Source organism: Acinetobacter sp. ANC 4910 (genome assembly GCF_004331035.1).
Classification (GTDB): Bacteria; Pseudomonadota; Gammaproteobacteria; order Pseudomonadales; family Moraxellaceae; genus Acinetobacter.
This window is the reverse complement of the sequence record NZ_SJNT01000016.1, coordinates 16,212-33,234: the sequence shown is the minus strand read 5'-3', so window position 1 is coordinate 33,234 and position 17,023 is coordinate 16,212. Positions and strand designations below refer to the sequence as shown.

Genomic DNA, 17,023 nt, shown 5'->3' with positions numbered 1-17,023 from the left:
ATGATAGAGGGTCAATGTTTATGTGGAACGGTTAGTTACCGTTATCATGGGGAAATTGAGAAATCAATTTTGTGTTACTGTCAGCATTGCCAAAAAGCACAAGGTAGTTTCGCTGGTTGGAATAGCCCATTACAAAAGTCATTATTTGAAGTAGTGCGTGGAGTGAAAGTGCTTAAAGAGTATTTTCATAGTCCGAATAAAGCACGTGTTTTTTGTCAGGAATGCGGCAGCCCTATTTTTTCTTATCGTATTGATTTGCCAGATGTAATTCGTTTGCGATTGGGAACGGTTACACAGGGGGAAATTCCTGCACCAAGCGAAGAGGCATTCAAGCAATATAAGCCTGAATTTATTCAAATAAAATAAACGGTGCTAGTTTTGCTATTGTGAGCGCTGTATGATGGCGTTCAATCATTTTTTGATTTTTAATGGTTCACATGAAGAATAAAGTACAATGTTTGGCAGCACTTTTGCTTGCTGTATCTTGTGGTTCTGCTTTTGCGAGTGTAGAGGATTATGTGGTTACAGTGGATAAAATTAATCGTAATTACAAAGCTGATATTCGACAATTCTTTTCGCAACTGAATCCGCAGCAAACGAGTTTTACTGTCGAGCAGCAAACACGATATTGTGGAATTATGGGGCGTTATGTAGAGCAGCTTTATACTGCAGCGGATAAGAATAGAAGCTCATTGGATGCACAATATCGAAATTTAACTAAGCAAGATGTAATTCAGCAGGTCATGTCATCTAAAGAAATGCTGATTTTGAAGAAATACAATGTGCAGTGTAATTTGACTTAAGTGCGGTTATCTAAGAACTGTCTTATTGTTAAGGCAGTTCAACGATAAAGAAGAAATATTATGAAAGATTAAGCGAGTTTTGCTTTAATTTTAGCGGAAACGAGAGCAGGATCGGCGCGCCCGGCTATGAGCGGACGCAGAGAGTTCATCACCTTACCCATATCTTTCATGCTAGTAGCTTCTTGAGCAACAATAGTTTGCTCAATGATAGAATCAAGCTCTTCCTCAGTCATAGCTTCTGGTAGAAATTGAGATAAAATTTCAATTTCGGCTTGTTCTTTACTAGCTAAATCATCGCGGCCTGCACCTTCAAAGGCTTTGACCGATTCTTTACGTTGCTTTATTTGCTTTTCAATGACCGCAAGAGTTTGAGCATCGTCAAGCTCTTTGCGCTCATCGATTTCGATTTGCTTGATTGCTGCTTGTAGACTACGAATGACCGTTAACTTATTCATTTCTTTAGCACGCATAGTTGCTTTTAAAACTTCAGTTATTTGGTTTTTTAAAGTAGTCATTTATTTTTTCCAAGTAGTCAATCAATCACAAATTAATCTTAGTAAAGGCGTGTAGTACGAACTGATTCGCGTGCCAATTTCTTTTGGTAACGCTTAACAGCAGCAGCTTTTTTGCGCTTACGTTCTTGAGTTGGTTTCTCATAGAATTCACGCTTACGAACGTCAGCTAAAACACCCGCTTTTTCGCATGAACGCTTGAAACGACGGATAGCTACGTCTACTGGTTCGCCTTCTTTCAATTTAACTTGTGGCATGAAGAATCCTCATTAAGTTATGGATAAGATCTGGGCGACATTGCCCTGATCACAAGTGAAGGTCAGTATTTTACTCATTTACATCTCATACCACAAGTCTATAATGGTTCACGCAATAGATTTGATACAGGTTATAGGCAGTTTAATGATCGTTTTAGGCTTAGAAACATCTTGTGATGAAACAGGTTTAGCACTGTATGACAGTGAAAACGGCTTACGCGGTCAAGTTTTGTATAGTCAGATTAAGCTGCATGCAGAATATGGTGGCGTCGTACCAGAGCTGGCTTCGCGTGATCATGTACGCAAATTGATTCCATTATTAAATCAATTGCTTTCGGATAGTGGCGTTAAAAAGTCCGAAATTGACGCGGTCGCGTATACACGTGGGCCAGGATTAATGGGCGCGCTCATGACAGGTGCTTTGTTTGGTCGAACTTTGGCTTTTGCTTTAAATAAACCTGCGATTGGTGTGCATCATATGGAAGGGCATATGTTGGCCCCTTTGCTATCTGGGACACCACCAGAGTTTCCATTTGTCGCATTACTTGTGTCTGGTGGACATTCCCAGTTAATGGCAGCCTATGGCATTGGGCAATATGAATTACTCGGTGAATCCATTGATGATGCTGCGGGTGAAGCATTTGACAAAGTCGCAAAAATGATGGGTTTACCATACCCAGGTGGGCCAAATATTTCGAAACTTGCAGAACAAGGCGATCCTAATGCATTTGCTTTTCCACGACCTATGTTGCATCAAGGCTTAGAATTTTCATTCAGTGGTTTAAAAACAGCCGTATCTGTGCAAATGAAAAAATTAGGTGATGAAAATCGTGATGCGGATATTGCGGCGAGCTTCCAAGAAGCCATCGTGGATACTTTAGTTAAAAAATCCGTTAAAGCATTAAAACAAACTGGTTTAAAGCGTTTAGTAATTGCGGGTGGTGTTAGTGCGAATAAGCGTTTACGCGAACGCTTGGAAGCAGATTTAGTCAAAGTACGCGCTAAGGTTTATTATGCTGAGCCTGAACTTTGTACTGATAATGGTGCCATGATTGCTTTTGCGGGCTACCAGCGTTTAAAAGCAGGGCAGCAAGATGGTTTGGCAGTGACGACTACACCACGCTGGCCAATGACAGAATTAAGTAATCCTGCGGAAATTTAATCAATCTCAATTAAATTGTACTGCCGTAAAAAAGCCCGACATCTTGTCAGGCTTTTTCGTATGGGGTATTCGGTATAACGCCTGTCGTACCTCAAGTCCTGATGCTGAACTTATGATTATTGTTTTATGTTTTGGAACATTCTGTTCTTCATAGCTTCATAATATAAATCTTGTTGTGAATGGTAGAGAAGTTATCCGCCTGAAGAGGTGTAAGCCGAAGCTTACAGGATTTTTCAACACTTACCCCTAGGGTTATCCACAGAAATTGCGGATAAAATTAAGGGTTCTAAGTATTGATTTAACTGGAATTATTAAGTTTAAGTATGTTTTTTAATCTACTTTGTGTTGAAAATGACAAAGTCGTTGAGATAAGGCTTAGCAATATTTCCAGATGTTCTGATTTGTAATGAATACTTTGATGTATGTGGTTTTAAATTAATACTGTTATTCCCAAGTAGAACTTTCCTGTCCTACCGAATAGCCAAATAGAACTATCCTATAATGACCTTTCCAAGCCGATCACAGGATTTAGATTTTGCTGTTGAATTGCTATTTTCGGTGTATGTCTGCTTGGCATCTTTTAAGAAATAAATAAAAAGCCAGCATTAACGCTGGCTTACTTTAGAATTAGAAATTATAAGTGATGCCTAACTTCGCAGTTCGTGGCTGTCCTGGGTAGATATAACGGTTAAAAGCACTATCATCATATTCTTTGTTAAAAATATTTTTGATATCAAAGCTTAAACGTACATCTTTGTTCCAATCGTAATAAGAAATAAGATCCGTTGTTGCATAACTGCTCATGTCATAGGTGCTATTGGCAGTTTGTCCTTTACGGCTACCCACATAACGTTGATTAATGCCTAAGCCTAAACCATTCAATGCACCTGATTTAAACTCATAAATACCCAATAAATTAAATGAATCTTGAGGAATATTGGCTAAACGTGTGCCTTTTGCCAATGTATTGTCTTTGCTTACCGCAGCATCGACATAAGAGTAATTACCGATAATTTTCCATGCAGGTGTGATATTACCTACAAGACTTAAATCTACTCCCTTACTCGTTACTTCTCCTGCGGCAACGCTCTTGGTCGAATCCAATGGGTCTAGAGTTAAGACATTTTCTTTCTTTGTATAATAGATTGCGGTATCCAAAGAAAGTTGATTATCTAATAACGCATACTTTGAGCCAATTTCGTAGGAAATGCCTTCCTCAGGGTCGAAACCTTGATTGTTGCGATCTGCGCCTGAGTTTGGTTTAAACGATTTACTGATATTGCTGTAAAGCGTGAATTGATCTGTTAGGTCATAAGTTAAACCAATACGTGGAATAAATGCATTGTTGTTAGTAGACCATGAAGTGCTATTTACGAAATTACTATAATCTTGCTTGTAGTTTTCAAAGCGCATCGCAATCAAGGTATTTAAGCGATCCGTGATGCGAATTTGATCTTGGACAAAGAATGCTTGGCTTTTTAGTTGCTCACGGTCATTCGTAGTCACATTAACCAATTCTGGCAATGGTTGTGTGTTGTATGGTTGATTGATGTTTAAATCAAAATTATCTTTTGAGCGAATGATATAGGATTTATAGTCGTAATCTTCAAGCTCAATACCTGCAATTAAGGTATGTTGAAAATTGAATAGATTGAAATTCCCGACAACATTGGCTTGAAAATTCTTATCAATCCAATCCAAATTACGCCAATTATAGTTGCGGGTAATCACTTCACCATTGGTATTGGCTTTGACGCCATTGGCTTCAACCGCATAACCATGTAGGTTGCCATTTAAATATTGAGTACCGATATTCAATTTCCATGCATCATTGAGCGCATGTTCAACACGGAACTGTAGCATGTCATTGTTATTATATAGGTGATTGCGATCTTTACCTGATTCCCACCAATAGTTTGATGAATCAAATGAGGTTTTCTGTTGTCCATCATAACGCGTAAAACCACGATCTAAGGCATGTTGATTGCGAAGAAAATCAGCTTCCAATGTCAGTTTGGTCGCATCTGAAGGAGTCCATTGCAGCACAGGTGCAATATTCCAACGTTTAGAATCCACATGATCACGATAGGTATCGCCATTTTCACCCACCAAATTTAAACGGTAGGTGAGGCTTTTATTTTGTGTTAAAGCACCAGTGTTATCTAGGGTGCCACGGTATAAACCTTCTTCATCAACAGTTAAACCTAAAGTTGTTTTCTGTTCAGTCTGCGGTGTTTTACTCACTACGTTAAATGTTCCACCAGGATCACCACGACCATATAAACTTGATGAAGCTCCTTTTAAGACTTCAACTCGTTCCACTGTGCTACTATCTGGTGCATTAGGATAACCACGGTTAATTGGGAAACCATTTCGATAATATTCGCCACTGCTAAATCCGCGTGAAGTAAAGGTGGTTAAACCTTGCCCACCAAAGTTATTTGCGCGCCCTACGCCAGCAACATCAAGTGCTTCTGATAAGCGAGTTGCTTGAATGTCTTTTAAAACAGCTTTGGGAACAACTGTCACAGCTTGAGGTGTTTCTTTCAGTGAAGTATTGGTGCGCGTTGCTGAGCTGGCAGTTCTTACTTTGTATGTTTGGTCAGTATCTTCAGAAGCACTTGTAGCTTGTAAACTAATGGTTGGTAAAGCACTGATTTGATCACTTGCAAAGACTGACATTGCACAGCCAAGCGGTAGCAGGCTCAGGCTCGGTAATAGACGACGTTTGAACACAGAAATATTTCACTGAAATTTGGTGATAATGATTATATTTCGCAGTTTTTAAAAGTACACATTAAATTTTCAGTTTTACATCTTTATACGTTGTTATTTTTATAAGTTATTGTCTAATTTTAAACTTCTCCTAAAATTAATCTAAGACCTCTAAATAGAAAGCAATTATATTATTTACTTTAAACACAAATTTTTAAGTGTAAATAAAAAGCCCAGTCTAACAAGTTTGGGCTTTTTATTATAAAAATGAGGTTTCATGACATTGTTTGAATAACCTTATTTTATAAAACTAGAGTTGACTTAACTGCTGCGAACCCACCCAATGTTTTGAAAATTGATATGCTGCACGTCCTGAACGTTGTCCACGAGCCTGACACCATCTCAATGCTTCTGCACGTACTTCTTCTGTCATTGGCATTTTTGATTTTGCTAAATAGTGCTCAACGATTTCTAAGTAAAGTGCCTGATCCATAGGATAGAACGACAACCACAAGCCAAAACGGTCAGACAGGGAAATTTTTTCTTCAATTGCTTCCTGTGGATGTAGTTCAGTATATTGAGGCACATCAACCCGCGTTACAGGTGTATTTTCATGCATAAACTCAGGCAGTAAATGACGACGGTTACTGGTGGCATAAATAATAAAATTACTTGCACCAGATTGTAATGAACCATCTAATACACTTTTTAAACTGCGATAGTTTTCATCTTCAGCATTAAATGCCAAATCGTCACAATAGACGATGAACTTTTCAGGTCGGTTCTGAATAATTTTTTGAATTTCGGGTAATTCTGACAAATCATCACGTTCAATTTCAATCAAACGTAAACCTTGGTCTTGATATTGGCTCAATAAAGCGCGAACAATAGAAGACTTGCCTGTACCGCGTGAACCAGTCAGCAATACGTCGTTTGCAGGTAATCCATTTAAAAATTGCAGCGTATTTTGAATAACTTTGGCTTTTTGACGTTCAATACCTTTTAGGTCATCTAAATCAATTTTTTTGGGATGGAAAATGGGAATCAGTTGTTGGTTTTGCCACTTGAATGCTGGAGCAAAAAAGTCAGGTTCTTGTTTTAATGTGGGAAGTGTTTGATGTAATTGAGCAAGAACTTGAGATAGGGATTGTAAAATGGTGTCAGGTAATTCAATGGTTGCCATAGTCATTCAGCTTATAATTACGATAAAGTAGCAAATAAGACCAACATCAGTCTTGGTTTTAGACTGTATAGTATTATGTCAATGAATGCTAATCGAATCATACTTCGATTTTGCCAAATTTTAAGATTGAATGATAAAGATTTTAAGTCAGTATATTTAAGCGCAGGTGTTTTGAGGGAAGCTATGTTATTTCAAGAATTCATACAGGATATGAATCCACACCAAGCCTATCGTATAAAAAAGTTAAAACGCCAATTGGAGTATGCGGAAAGCTACGCAGAGTGGAAAAGTATCGCGCTTAAAATTGACCAAGAGTCGGGGGCGCAAGAGTGGAAATATGATAATTGTTCTCCTTATTTTGATGCGGAAATGATTTCGTATCGTTTGAAATTATTAAAACGCTATCGCTATCAGCATCGGACGCGTGACTTAATGTATTTGTTACGAGAGGGGTTAACTTACGATATTGCCAATATTGCACACCCAATGCTCTTTGCTGCGACGTATGTGGGTACGAAAACCATTATTGAGGACTATATTGAAGAAATGAGCGCGAGCTTAGCGTTTATTGCTTCGGACGCTTGTGAGTGTCTTTCTTATCAAGAGAAAATGGATTTTTTTAAACATTGTGAAAAAGCCTATGGGCAACCAGCACTGATGTTTTCAGGAGGTGCAACTTTAGGTTTGTTTCATACTGGAGTTTGTAAGGCCTTACTTGAACAGGATTTAATGCCTAAAGTGCTTTCTGGCTCAAGCGCGGGTGCAATTATGACCGCTATGCTTGGGGTCTCAAATCCTGAAAATATTTCGAAAATATTAAATGGCGAGAACTTTTTTAGTGAAGCCTTTCATTTTCGAAAGTTGGGTGACTTATTAAAAGGCAACGGTGGCGTTGCCGATGTGAAGTATTTGAAAAAATTCCTCGTTGAAAATTTAGGCAATGTCACCTTTGATGAAGCATTCAAACAGTCGGGTCTATACATCAATGTAGCAGTAGCACCTTACGATGCGTCACAAGAAGCGCGTATTATGAATACCTATACTTCACCTGATTTATTGGTATGGAGTGCAGTATTGGCGTCCTGTGCGGTTCCTATTTTATTTCCACCAGTTAAGCTCACCAGTAAACGTTATGATGGCGAGCATACGCCATATATGGCAACCACACGTTGGGTGGATGGTAGTGTGCGTAGCGATTTTCCTCAACAGAAAATGGCACGCCTTTATAACTTGAACTACAGTATTGCAAGTCAGGTAAATCCACATATTGTGCCATTTATGCAGGATGACGTTTCACGGTTCCGACGTGACATGTTGAGTTGGCCTGAGCGTATTATTCGTCGTCAAGGTAAAGTCATTGCCAAAGGCGTGATGGACTTTACTCGTGAACGGGTAGGGAAAGTGCCTTCTATACGCCGTTTACTTGATCATGGCTATGGTGTGGTGGATCAGCGCTATTATGGCGATGTAAATATCATTGGAAAGTATAGTCTGCGTCATTATAGTTATATGTTGCAAAACCCTCGTCCGCACTTATTTAAGTTATTACAGCGTGAAGGTGAACGTGCCACGTGGCCCAAAATATCAAGCATTGAAACTCATGCTCGAATTGGGAAGACCATCCAGCACGCCTTAGAACTTTTGAATTATCAGCAATTACATCGACAAGCACATGTCCAAGTTCATACTGCCTGATTTTAATCATATAGATTGTTTGGAATTAAAAACCAAGACGAACAGCCTGCGATACGGACGCAGGCTTTATTATTTTCAGTATCAAGAAAAGCTTTGTTGGTTAAAGATGCAGATGAAACAAGGGCATCTTATGTATCAACAAGGATTTCAGCATGAATTGGCTTTTTATCAAGAGAGTCTGAGTTCTACTTCATTGTCTAGCATCCTATTGCCTTGTGAAATCGTGTCTAAAGCATTTGTAGCATCTAAGGGTTTAGAGATAGACATAGAGCAATCTTTAACACAGATGCTTATTCTGCCTCATGCAGTGCCATACTTTACAGTGAGTGCTCAGACATTACCGATTGCAAGTATTCAATATTATCTATTACGTGCTTTAGATGCCATACAGGTATTACATGAAGCAGGATGGATACATGCTGATTTAAAACCAGAGCATTTTGTTGAATATCATGGGCAAGTCAAACTGATTGACTTTGAGCAAGTGCAATCTATCACCCAACAAGTGAAAACTGAAATCAATGCAACGCCACGTTATATGGCGCCAGAATTATTTCATGGTGAAGTGAAAACAATACAAACCGATATTTATGCTTTAGGCATTATTTTTTATGAATGGCTATCTGGGCAGAGATTAAGTGCAAAAAATTATACAGATTGGGCATATTTACATTGTCAGCGGTTGCAGATTGAGCTACCAGAGAAATTTTTATGTTTTCAACCACTTCTTTTAAAGATGTTGGCTAAGCATAAAGCTGCTAGATTTAACAATATTTGTGCAATAAAACACGCCTTAGTGTCTGAAATTGCTTAAGAAAAGTACATAAAAGTGTTTTTTGTTTTATATTTAATCAAACAAGAGGTTTTTTAATAAAAAGGGCTTGTCAGAGGGGAGTGATCTCTATAATATACACAGCCATCGGGGGCGTGGCGAAATTGGTAGACGCACTGGATTTAGGTTCCAGCGCCGCAAGGTGTAAGAGTTCGAGTCTCTTCGCCCCCACCACTTAATCATCAGTTGATGATGTTTAGGTAACAGAGGATTGGTGTAATGGTAGCATGACGGTCTCCAAAACCGTTCGTCAAGGTTCGAGTCCTTGATCCTCTGCCAAATTTATTCACTTTTAAGTGAAACCCAGTACGGGGGCGTGGCGAAATTGGTAGACGCACTGGATTTAGGTTCCAGCGCCGCAAGGTGTAAGAGTTCGAGTCTCTTCGCCCCCACCATTTAATGTACTGGGAAGAATGAAGCAAGGTTAAAACCTTGTTTTTTTTCGTCTGGAGAAAAGTGGATATCTAAAACTCAATAGGAAATTTGAGTGAATTAAATTTAGATGTTTTCGGACATGAAGGTAATGACGGTTGCATTATATCTGTTGCGTGCTGGTTGGCGAATATCGTTGTTTGACCATGGTTTAAAGCAGCAAATAAAAAAAGCCCCGTAGGGCTTAAATATATAGGAAGAGCAACTCGATCAACGGTGAGTATCGTGTACGACTTACAGGTTTTCTTATTTCTTTATGCTTTTAAATGATCTTCAAACTCTTCGCCTAATTGCATGGCTAATGAATTTCCTGCCAAATCACAAGTGACTAAGCCATATTCTTTTTTAAAACTAAAAGTAAAACCACGGTCATCAGCAAGGCTTTTTACTGAATAACCTAATTTTTCTAACCAAATACGAAATGCGATTAAATTTTTTGCTTTCACAACCTTTTTCACGAGAGAACTCCTGTAAACATATAAATATTTAATAGGGATAGGCAAAATTTTTTAAAGGGCAAAAACCTATTTTTTTATTTATATGCTCTTTTTTGCCTAATTTCTATGCTGATGTGTAATTGCTTTGGCGGGTTTAATACAACGGAAATGTTTGAATTAAAGTGGTGATTGTTCGTTATTTTTAGATTAAATATAAGATTAATAACATATTATTTTATGTTGGGCATAAGTGATGTTTTGCCATTAAACATCAAGCAGAAAAAACGTTTGAAATATTTTGTTATGAGAAATTATTTTGGAATAGTCATAAAAAAGCTCACCGAAGTGAGCTTTTTTATAGAATGGAAAAATATTAGAGACCAGCAGAAGACTTAAGTGCTTCAACTTTATCTGTTTTTTCCCAAGTAAATGCAGTATCAGAACCTTGGCGACCGAAGTGACCATATGCAGCAGTTTGCTTGTACATAGGTTGAATTAGGTCAAGCATACGGGTAATGCCGTATGGGCGTAGGTCGAAGTGTTCACGAACCAATTGAATAATCAGTTCATCAGGCACTTTGCCCGTGTTAAATGTATTGATTGAAATAGAAGTAGGTTCAGCAACACCAATTGCGTAAGACACTTGAATTTCACATTTATCGGCTAAGCCAGCAGCCACAATATTTTTGGCAACATAACGACCAGCGTATGCAGCAGAACGGTCAACTTTAGATGGGTCTTTACCAGAGAAGGCACCGCCACCGTGACGCGCCATACCACCGTAAGTATCTACAATGATTTTACGACCTGTCAAACCACAGTCACCTACGGGACCACCAATTACAAACATCCCTGTTGGGTTGATATGGAATTGGGTGCCTGCATGGAACATTTCCGCAGGGATGATTTTTTTCACGATTTCTTCAATCACAGCTTCTTTTAAGTTGGCTTGTGAAATTTCAGGGTCGTGTTGTGTTGATAATACAACTGCATCTAAACGTACAGGTTTACCATTTTCATAAGCAAAGGTTACTTGGCTTTTTGCATCTGGGCGTAACCATGGAAGTGAGCCATTACGACGTAACTCAGCTTGCTTTTCCATTAGGCGATGAGCGTATGAAATTGGAGCAGGCATAAGTACATCTGTCTCACGGCTTGCATAACCAAACATTAAACCTTGGTCACCTGCACCTTGATCTTCAGGCTTTTGGCGGTCAACGCCCTGAGCAATTTCAGGAGACTGTTTACCAATCATGTTAATGACTGCACAAGTCGAACCATCAAAACCTAAGTCTGAATGGTGGTAGCCAATACCGTTTACGGTTTGGCGGACAATTGCTTCGACATCAATGTTTGCAGTTGTTGTGATTTCGCCAGCAAGTACGACAGCACCCGTTTTTACAAGCGTTTCACAAGCAACCCGCGCATATGGGTCTTCTTTTAAGATTGCATCCAAGATAGCATCACTGATTTGATCAGCCATTTTATCTGGATGGCCTTCGCTTACAGATTCCGAAGTAAATACAGCGTACTCGCGCATAAGTCCTATCACAGTTAATTTTAAAGACGCAATATGTTACATCGAGTTAGACTTTAGGACTAGCTCAACTTGTATAAAAAAGGATGAATTTATTTCAATTCAATGACTTTTTATTTGATATAAGCATCTATAAAACTGATAAAGAAGCGATTAATTGTTTTAGTTTTAAATATCTGGTGAATGTTACTTAAACAATTTGAAGCAAATTTTATCTAACACAAACAAAATTTCCATAAATTCATCCATGGGTTGAGTCAAATTTCTATAGATGTACGATGTGTGTTGCTTATTCGGATTGAAACAATTTAGTCGATAAAATAGGTTTAAATAAATGCCGATAGAACAAAAGCTAATTTTGAGCAATTTATTGGAGTGAGTGGTGGTTGTGGTTATTCGAATTAATTAAACTGATAGGTGTAGGATAAAATTAAGCGTTCATCGGCGCTGTCCAAATAGGTGTTGTTATCCATCATGAAAGCCATGGCATTAAATGAATGGCGCTTTTGTACTAAATAACCAAGACCCAAACCGGCAAAGTAGCCTTTGTAGTTTTCGCCTGCATCATTTTCAGAACCATAGCTTCCCACGGCAAAACCCATCATCGTCAACTTTGGTGTAAATGGTTTTAACGCGAATGCGCCTAAATAACCACTGCTTCCAGAAACCTCCACCATGCTAAAGCCACTTTCTGCATTTGGCATGCCAGAAAAATCTGACAAATTTGCACAATTTCCATTTGGGGCGGTGCAGCGTGGAGATTCACCATCATTGTAGGTATAACCTGCTGTTGGAAAAATTTGAATACCCGCAGGCTGAATACCAAAGTGGCTTAGAGGTATAAAAGTGCCAATACTGTAGTTGGTCTGGTTCGCGCCATTGGTGTACTCGCTTTTGCCAAAGTTAAAATTCACAATGCCCGTGGGGAATAGCCATGAACCACCAATTCGCCATTCACTGGCATCACTGTTTATCCGTGCATTGAGTTTGCGGGCCTGACCTAAAGCATATGAGCCGGAAAAGGAATAATTATCATCGTTAAAATCAAAATTATTGGCATAAGACACGCCTAACTTGGTGGTGACTTTGGTCGGATCATCCGCTAATTTATCTGCATTGTTATTTACGGTTGTTTGTTCTTGAGCCATAACATTGCCCGTGAACATCAACAGTGCTATGGCATAAAGTGGAATTAATTTCATAAGAACCTCTTGTATTATATTGTTCTGGGGCTTTTTATGTATTCTCATGCAGGATGAGAAGGGGGATTTATATTTAAAGAAAATATACTACAGAATGTTGATGTAGGTGAATGCAATACAGGTTTTATTGTTAGAAATTCAATTTTATAAAAATGATTATGACAAGATTTATAACGTTCTTTAGTGTAACGTCCTTGATGCTTTTATTGGTATGAGGGGGTGCCAGTACGAGCCTAAATTTATGATTAATTTTCAGCTATCTGATATGAAATGGATTCCATGTGGGATGCGAAGATAGAGTTGATATTGATGTGCATCTTAAAATTTCAAGCTGAGTTTTTACAGACAGGAGATAATTAGAAATGTCTTGCAACATGCAGCGATTGATATAAATGATAAAAAAGAAAGATTGCTTGGTCGCTTAAATTAAAATCCTAAAATTTCTATTCCTTCAAGTCCATATAAGTAGCAATTAATAGGGAAAAATTGTGTATAAGGCTTTACCCATCCCGCTTTTTTTAAGACAATAGGCGCACTATTGAATGTGATATTCATCTTCTTAAATTGTTTTAATTGGACTCTGATCTATGACAACCCCTTTGAACGAACGTCGTATTGCAAATGCAATTCGTGTATTGGCTATGGATGCTGTGCAAAAAGCCAACTCAGGACATCCAGGTGCACCAATGGGGATGGCAGATATTGCAGATGTCGTTTGGCGTGAATTTTTAAATCACAATCCGACTAACCCACAATGGGCGAACCGTGACCGTTTCGTATTGTCAAATGGTCATGGTTCAATGCTTCAGTATGCATTGTTACATTTAACGGGTTATGAGCTTTCAATTGAAGATTTAAAAGCATTCCGTCAACTACACTCTAAAACACCGGGTCACCCAGAATTAGGTTATGCACCTGGTATTGAAACCACAACTGGTCCATTGGGTCAGGGTATTGCCAATGCTGTAGGCTTTGCGCTTGCTGAAAAAACTTTGGCAGCTCAATTTAACAAAGAAGACCTAACTGTTGTTGACCACTTCACTTACTGTTTCTTGGGTGATGGTTGCTTAATGGAAGGTGTTTCGCACGAAGTGTGTTCACTTGCAGGTACTTTAGGTCTAGGTAAGTTAATTGCTTACTATGACGACAATGGTATTTCAATTGATGGTGAAGTTGAAGGTTGGTTCTCTGACGATACAGAACAACGTTTCAAATCTTATGGTTGGCAAGTACTTCGTGTTGATGGTCACGATACAGATGCATTACGTGCTGCAACTTTGGAAGCAAAAGCTGAAACGCAAAAACCAACGATTATTATTTGTAAAACAATTATTGGTTTAGGTTCTCCGAACAAACAAGGTAAAGAAGACTGTCACGGTGCACCGTTAGGTAATGATGAAATTGCATTAACACGTGAAGCTTTAGGTTGGACTGAAGGCCCATTTGAAATTCCTGCTGATGTTTATGCTGCATGGGATGCAAAAGCGAAAGGTGCTGAGTCTGAAGCAGCTTGGAATGCGGTATTTGCTCAGTATCAAGCAAAATATCCTACAGAAGCGGCTGAATTATTACGTCGTATCGAAGGTGACTTACCTGCTGAATTTATTGCTCAAGCAGATGCGTTCATTGCAGAAACTAACGCTAAAGCAGAAACCATTGCGACGCGTAAAGCAAGTCAAAATACATTACAAGCGTTTGGTCCATTATTGCCTGAATTATTGGGTGGTTCTGCCGACTTAGCGGGTTCTAACTTAACACTTTGGAAAGGTTGCCAAGGCGTTCAAGATAACCCGGCAGGTAACTACGTACACTATGGTGTACGTGAGTTTGGTATGACGGCAATTGCAAACGGTGTTGCATTGCATGGTGGTTTCATTCCTTACGTTGCAACATTCCTTATGTTTATGGAATATGCACGTAATGCAGTCCGTATGTCTGCACTGATGAAACAACGTGTCATTCATGTATATACGCATGACTCTATTGGTTTAGGTGAAGATGGTCCTACACACCAACCAGTTGAACAAATTGCATCTTTACGTGGTACACCAAACTTAAATACATGGCGTCCATGTGACACTGTTGAAGCAGCGGTGTCTTGGAAATCTGCGCTTGTACGTAAAGATGGTCCTTCTGCGTTAATCTTCTCTCGTCAAAACTTACCATTCCAAACTCGTACTCAAGCACAAATTGAGAACGTAGCGAAAGGTGGTTATGTTCTTGCTGAAGAAAAAGGCGAATTAAAAGCCATTATTATTGCAACGGGTTCTGAAGTGTCACTAGCGATGGAAGCATATGCACAATTAGAAGGTGTACGTGTTGTTTCTATGCCATGTGCTGAAGAATTCATGAAGCAAGATGCTGCTTACCGTGAAGCGGTACTTCCTGCTCACATCCGTGCGCGTGTTGCGGTGGAAGCGGCTCATGTTGATTACTGGTGGAAGTTTGTTGGTCTAGACGGCAAAGTAATTGGTATGACGACTTATGGTGAATCTGCACCTGCAAAAGACTTGTTCCAGTTCTTTGGTATTACGACTGAAGCAGTTGTAAATGCAGTAAAAGAATTGACAGCTTAATCGGTCATTTCTAAAAAAACGCCTCTAATGTGAGGCGTTTTTTTATTTTAAAATTTAAGACATGCTATAGAGATCAGGCTTCTTGGCTTGAAGCACCATGATCAATATTCTAAATGCTCTGTTAATGCTTGATATATTGTTTGGATTGTTGCGTTAAGTTCTGTAGTTATTTGATTACATTAAATTGTTCTAAATTTGAAACATATCGTCTTATGCATAACAGTGAATTATAATTTGAAAGGTATACACTAATAATCATTCTGAAACGAGATAAAATCACATGAATTTAAAAACATTAACACTAGGTTTGGCTATTGCTTCGGTTGCTACATTTTCTATGGCAAAACCTGTTGCATATCAAATTGATCCTACACACACAGCAACAGTATTTTCATGGAGCCACTTCGGTTTTTCTACACCATCTGCAAACTTTAGTAATATTCAAGGCACAATCAACGTAGACAATGACAAGCCTGCGAATTCTTCAGTCAATGTGACTATTCCATTGGCAAGCTTAAATACCAATGTCGCTGCATTAGATGAGCATTTGAAAAAAGCTGAATTCTTTGATGCGATCAATTATCCGAACATCACATTCAAAAGTACTAAAGTAGAATCTTTAGGTAATAATCAATATAAAATTACAGGTAACTTAACGGTTAAAGATGTAACTAAGCCTGTTGTGCTTGATGCTGTATTGAACAAGCAGGGTGAACATCCAATGACGAAACTTCAGTCGATTGGTTTTAATGCAACCACTTCATTTGACCGTTCTGCATTTGGTGTAGGTGGATATGTGCCGAATGTGGGTGATAAAATCACGGTAAACATCACGACTGAAGCATCAGTTCCTGCGAAGAAATAATCTCCCCACGATTTCTTCAGGAAAGTAAAAGGCACTCGTATTGAGTGCCTTTTTTTAGGTCTGTTGATTTTTGGAGGAGTACTTTGATTCAGCGATCTTATTCAATATGTTGCATAAAAAACTCAAGCACTTGCGGTGCATTTTGCTCTAAAACAGGTGCAAAACGTTGGTTATCCGCACGTAGGCTTGGAATGTCAATTCTTGCCTGGCGTAATTCGCTAGTATGACCAATCAGCCATTTTTCCATTGCATCCGCAGCAACTTCAACATGAAATTGTAGCGCCAGAATATTGCTGCCTATTTTAAATGCTTGATGCGGATAGATGGCAGAGCTTGCTAAAAGTTCGGCTTGTTCTGGTAAATCAAAGGTGTCTCCATGCCAATGTAAAACTGGCGTATTGGTGAGGCTCGTAAGTGGGTTCTGTGCGACTGGTTTGATTTCTAAACGACTCCATCCAATTTCTTTTTGTGATCCCGCATAAACTTTTGCACCCAGCGCATGAGCAATTAGTTGTGCACCTAAGCAAATGCCGAGCGTTGGCAAATTACGTGCTAAGCGCTGTTGTAAAAGTTCAATTTCTTGTTTTAAAAATGGGTAATCTTCGGTCTCATAGACCCCAATTGGACCACCTAAAATAACGGTGAGTCCTTCATGTTCAAGCGCTTTGTGTAAGTCATCTACACCTGCCTCTACATATCTCACACGAAAACCAAGTTGGTAAAAAGTATCTTCTAGAGCACCAAGGTCTTCAAAAGCAAGATGTTGAATGGCATAAATGGTTTTTGGAAAATCGGGAGCTGTTGTTTTCATACGC

Annotated in this window: 15 protein-coding genes and 3 tRNA genes; 10 read left to right on the top strand and 8 right to left on the bottom strand. The window is 38.9% G+C overall.

Annotation, left to right across the window (positions count from 1 at the left end):
- Positions 1-366 (top strand): GFA family protein, encoded by a 366-nt coding sequence (locus E0H82_RS14705; RefSeq protein ID WP_116758917.1) that lies wholly within the window; start codon positions 1-3, stop codon positions 364-366.
- Positions 367-437: 71 nt separating this feature from the next.
- Positions 438-803 (top strand): hypothetical protein, encoded by a 366-nt coding sequence (locus E0H82_RS14700; RefSeq protein WP_228258670.1) that lies wholly within the window; start codon positions 438-440, stop codon positions 801-803.
- Positions 804-871: 68 nt separating this feature from the next.
- Here the strand turns inward: E0H82_RS14700 and E0H82_RS14695 are convergent, their stop codons facing one another.
- Both E0H82_RS14695 and rpsU read right to left on the bottom strand, forming a co-directional pair.
- Complete coding sequence (locus E0H82_RS14695; RefSeq protein ID WP_131265479.1) at positions 872-1,318, bottom strand: GatB/YqeY domain-containing protein; 447 nt, start codon at positions 1,316-1,318, stop codon at positions 872-874.
- A gap of 38 nt (positions 1,319-1,356) precedes the next feature.
- Positions 1,357-1,572, bottom strand: a complete 216-nt coding sequence (gene rpsU, locus E0H82_RS14690) for a 30S ribosomal protein S21 (RefSeq protein WP_001136722.1) — start codon at positions 1,570-1,572, stop codon at positions 1,357-1,359.
- A 145-nt stretch (positions 1,573-1,717) separates the two neighbouring features.
- Between rpsU and tsaD the strand changes: the two genes are divergently transcribed.
- Positions 1,718-2,734, top strand: a complete 1,017-nt coding sequence (gene tsaD / locus E0H82_RS14685; RefSeq protein ID WP_131265478.1) for a tRNA (adenosine(37)-N6)-threonylcarbamoyltransferase complex transferase subunit TsaD — start codon at positions 1,718-1,720, stop codon at positions 2,732-2,734.
- 627 nt (positions 2,735-3,361) lie between these two features.
- Here the strand turns inward: tsaD and E0H82_RS14675 are convergent.
- Both E0H82_RS14675 and E0H82_RS14670 read right to left on the bottom strand, forming a co-directional pair.
- On the bottom strand, positions 3,362-5,416 hold the full coding sequence (locus tag E0H82_RS14675; RefSeq protein WP_171458303.1) for a TonB-dependent siderophore receptor: 2,055 nt from the start codon (positions 5,414-5,416) through the stop codon (positions 3,362-3,364).
- A 343-nt stretch (positions 5,417-5,759) separates the two neighbouring features.
- Positions 5,760-6,632: an ATP-binding protein gene (locus E0H82_RS14670; RefSeq protein ID WP_131265476.1), complete on the bottom strand. Its 873-nt coding sequence runs from the start codon at positions 6,630-6,632 to the stop codon at positions 5,760-5,762.
- Between the two features lie 183 nt (positions 6,633-6,815).
- Here E0H82_RS14670 and E0H82_RS14665 point away from each other — a divergent pair, with 183 nt between their 5' ends.
- The 5 genes from E0H82_RS14665 to E0H82_RS14645 all read left to right on the top strand — a co-directional run bounded on the left by E0H82_RS14665 (position 6,816) and on the right by E0H82_RS14645 (position 9,554).
- Positions 6,816-8,327, top strand: coding sequence for a DUF3336 domain-containing protein (locus tag E0H82_RS14665; RefSeq protein ID WP_131265475.1), 1,512 nt, complete (start codon positions 6,816-6,818; stop codon positions 8,325-8,327).
- A gap of 19 nt (positions 8,328-8,346) precedes the next feature.
- Entirely contained in the window at positions 8,347-9,141 is a 795-nt protein-coding gene (locus tag E0H82_RS14660; RefSeq protein WP_228258669.1) for a serine/threonine protein kinase, read from the top strand.
- Between the two features lie 107 nt (positions 9,142-9,248).
- Positions 9,249-9,333: transfer RNA gene (locus tag E0H82_RS14655), tRNA-Leu, on the top strand.
- A 31-nt stretch (positions 9,334-9,364) separates the two neighbouring features.
- A tRNA-Trp gene (locus E0H82_RS14650) sits at positions 9,365-9,438 on the top strand.
- A 31-nt stretch (positions 9,439-9,469) separates the two neighbouring features.
- A tRNA-Leu gene (locus E0H82_RS14645) sits at positions 9,470-9,554 on the top strand.
- A gap of 291 nt (positions 9,555-9,845) precedes the next feature.
- Here E0H82_RS14645 and E0H82_RS14640 read toward each other — a convergent pair.
- From E0H82_RS14640 to E0H82_RS14630, 3 genes are all read right to left on the bottom strand, one after another.
- The gene (locus E0H82_RS14640) at positions 9,846-10,049 is read right to left on the bottom strand and encodes a hypothetical protein (protein ID WP_016167644.1); all 204 of its coding nucleotides are present in this window, start codon (positions 10,047-10,049) and stop codon (positions 9,846-9,848) included.
- Between the two features lie 352 nt (positions 10,050-10,401).
- The gene (metK, locus tag E0H82_RS14635) at positions 10,402-11,568 is read right to left on the bottom strand and encodes a methionine adenosyltransferase (protein ID WP_131265473.1); all 1,167 of its coding nucleotides are present in this window, start codon (positions 11,566-11,568) and stop codon (positions 10,402-10,404) included.
- A 398-nt stretch (positions 11,569-11,966) separates the two neighbouring features.
- Positions 11,967-12,767 carry a hypothetical protein gene (locus E0H82_RS14630; protein WP_131265472.1) on the bottom strand — a complete coding sequence of 267 codons (801 nt, stop codon included), beginning with the start codon at positions 12,765-12,767 and terminating at the stop codon, positions 11,967-11,969.
- Between the two features lie 587 nt (positions 12,768-13,354).
- Between E0H82_RS14630 and tkt the strand changes: the two genes are divergently transcribed.
- Together tkt and E0H82_RS14620 are read left to right on the top strand one after the other, a co-directional pair.
- Positions 13,355-15,343 carry a transketolase gene (gene tkt, locus E0H82_RS14625; RefSeq protein WP_131265471.1) on the top strand — a complete coding sequence of 663 codons (1,989 nt, stop codon included), beginning with the start codon at positions 13,355-13,357 and terminating at the stop codon, positions 15,341-15,343.
- 280 nt (positions 15,344-15,623) lie between these two features.
- The gene (locus E0H82_RS14620) at positions 15,624-16,208 is read left to right on the top strand and encodes a YceI family protein (protein WP_131265470.1); all 585 of its coding nucleotides are present in this window, start codon (positions 15,624-15,626) and stop codon (positions 16,206-16,208) included.
- Between the two features lie 97 nt (positions 16,209-16,305).
- Here E0H82_RS14620 and E0H82_RS14615 read toward each other — a convergent pair whose 3' ends face one another.
- Entirely contained in the window at positions 16,306-17,019 is a 714-nt protein-coding gene (locus E0H82_RS14615; RefSeq protein WP_131265469.1) for a glutamine amidotransferase, read from the bottom strand.
- Positions 17,020-17,023: the final 4 nt, after the last annotated feature.

Excerpts from the sequence above, each read along its gene's own strand:
- E0H82_RS14675 (WP_171458303.1), bottom strand. The coding sequence starts at position 5,416 with ATGTCAGTCTTTGCAAGTGATCAAATCAGTGCTTTACCAACCATTAGT.
- E0H82_RS14620 (WP_131265470.1), top strand. The coding sequence starts at position 15,624 with ATGAATTTAAAAACATTAACACTAGGTTTGGCTATTGCTTCGGTTGCT.
- E0H82_RS14665 (WP_131265475.1), top strand. The coding sequence starts at position 6,816 with ATGTTATTTCAAGAATTCATACAGGATATGAATCCACACCAAGCCTAT.
- tkt (WP_131265471.1), top strand. The coding sequence starts at position 13,355 with ATGACAACCCCTTTGAACGAACGTCGTATTGCAAATGCAATTCGTGTA.
- metK (WP_131265473.1), bottom strand. The coding sequence starts at position 11,568 with ATGCGCGAGTACGCTGTATTTACTTCGGAATCTGTAAGCGAAGGCCAT.
- E0H82_RS14615 (WP_131265469.1), bottom strand. The coding sequence starts at position 17,019 with ATGAAAACAACAGCTCCCGATTTTCCAAAAACCATTTATGCCATTCAA.
- E0H82_RS14630 (WP_131265472.1), bottom strand. The coding sequence starts at position 12,767 with ATGAAATTAATTCCACTTTATGCCATAGCACTGTTGATGTTCACGGGC.
- E0H82_RS14700 (WP_228258670.1), top strand. The coding sequence starts at position 438 with ATGAAGAATAAAGTACAATGTTTGGCAGCACTTTTGCTTGCTGTATCT.
- rpsU (WP_001136722.1), bottom strand. The coding sequence starts at position 1,572 with ATGCCACAAGTTAAATTGAAAGAAGGCGAACCAGTAGACGTAGCTATC.
- E0H82_RS14705 (WP_116758917.1), top strand. The coding sequence starts at position 1 with ATGATAGAGGGTCAATGTTTATGTGGAACGGTTAGTTACCGTTATCAT.
- E0H82_RS14670 (WP_131265476.1), bottom strand. The coding sequence starts at position 6,632 with ATGGCAACCATTGAATTACCTGACACCATTTTACAATCCCTATCTCAA.
- tsaD (WP_131265478.1), top strand. The coding sequence starts at position 1,718 with ATGATCGTTTTAGGCTTAGAAACATCTTGTGATGAAACAGGTTTAGCA.
- E0H82_RS14695 (WP_131265479.1), bottom strand. The coding sequence starts at position 1,318 with ATGACTACTTTAAAAAACCAAATAACTGAAGTTTTAAAAGCAACTATG.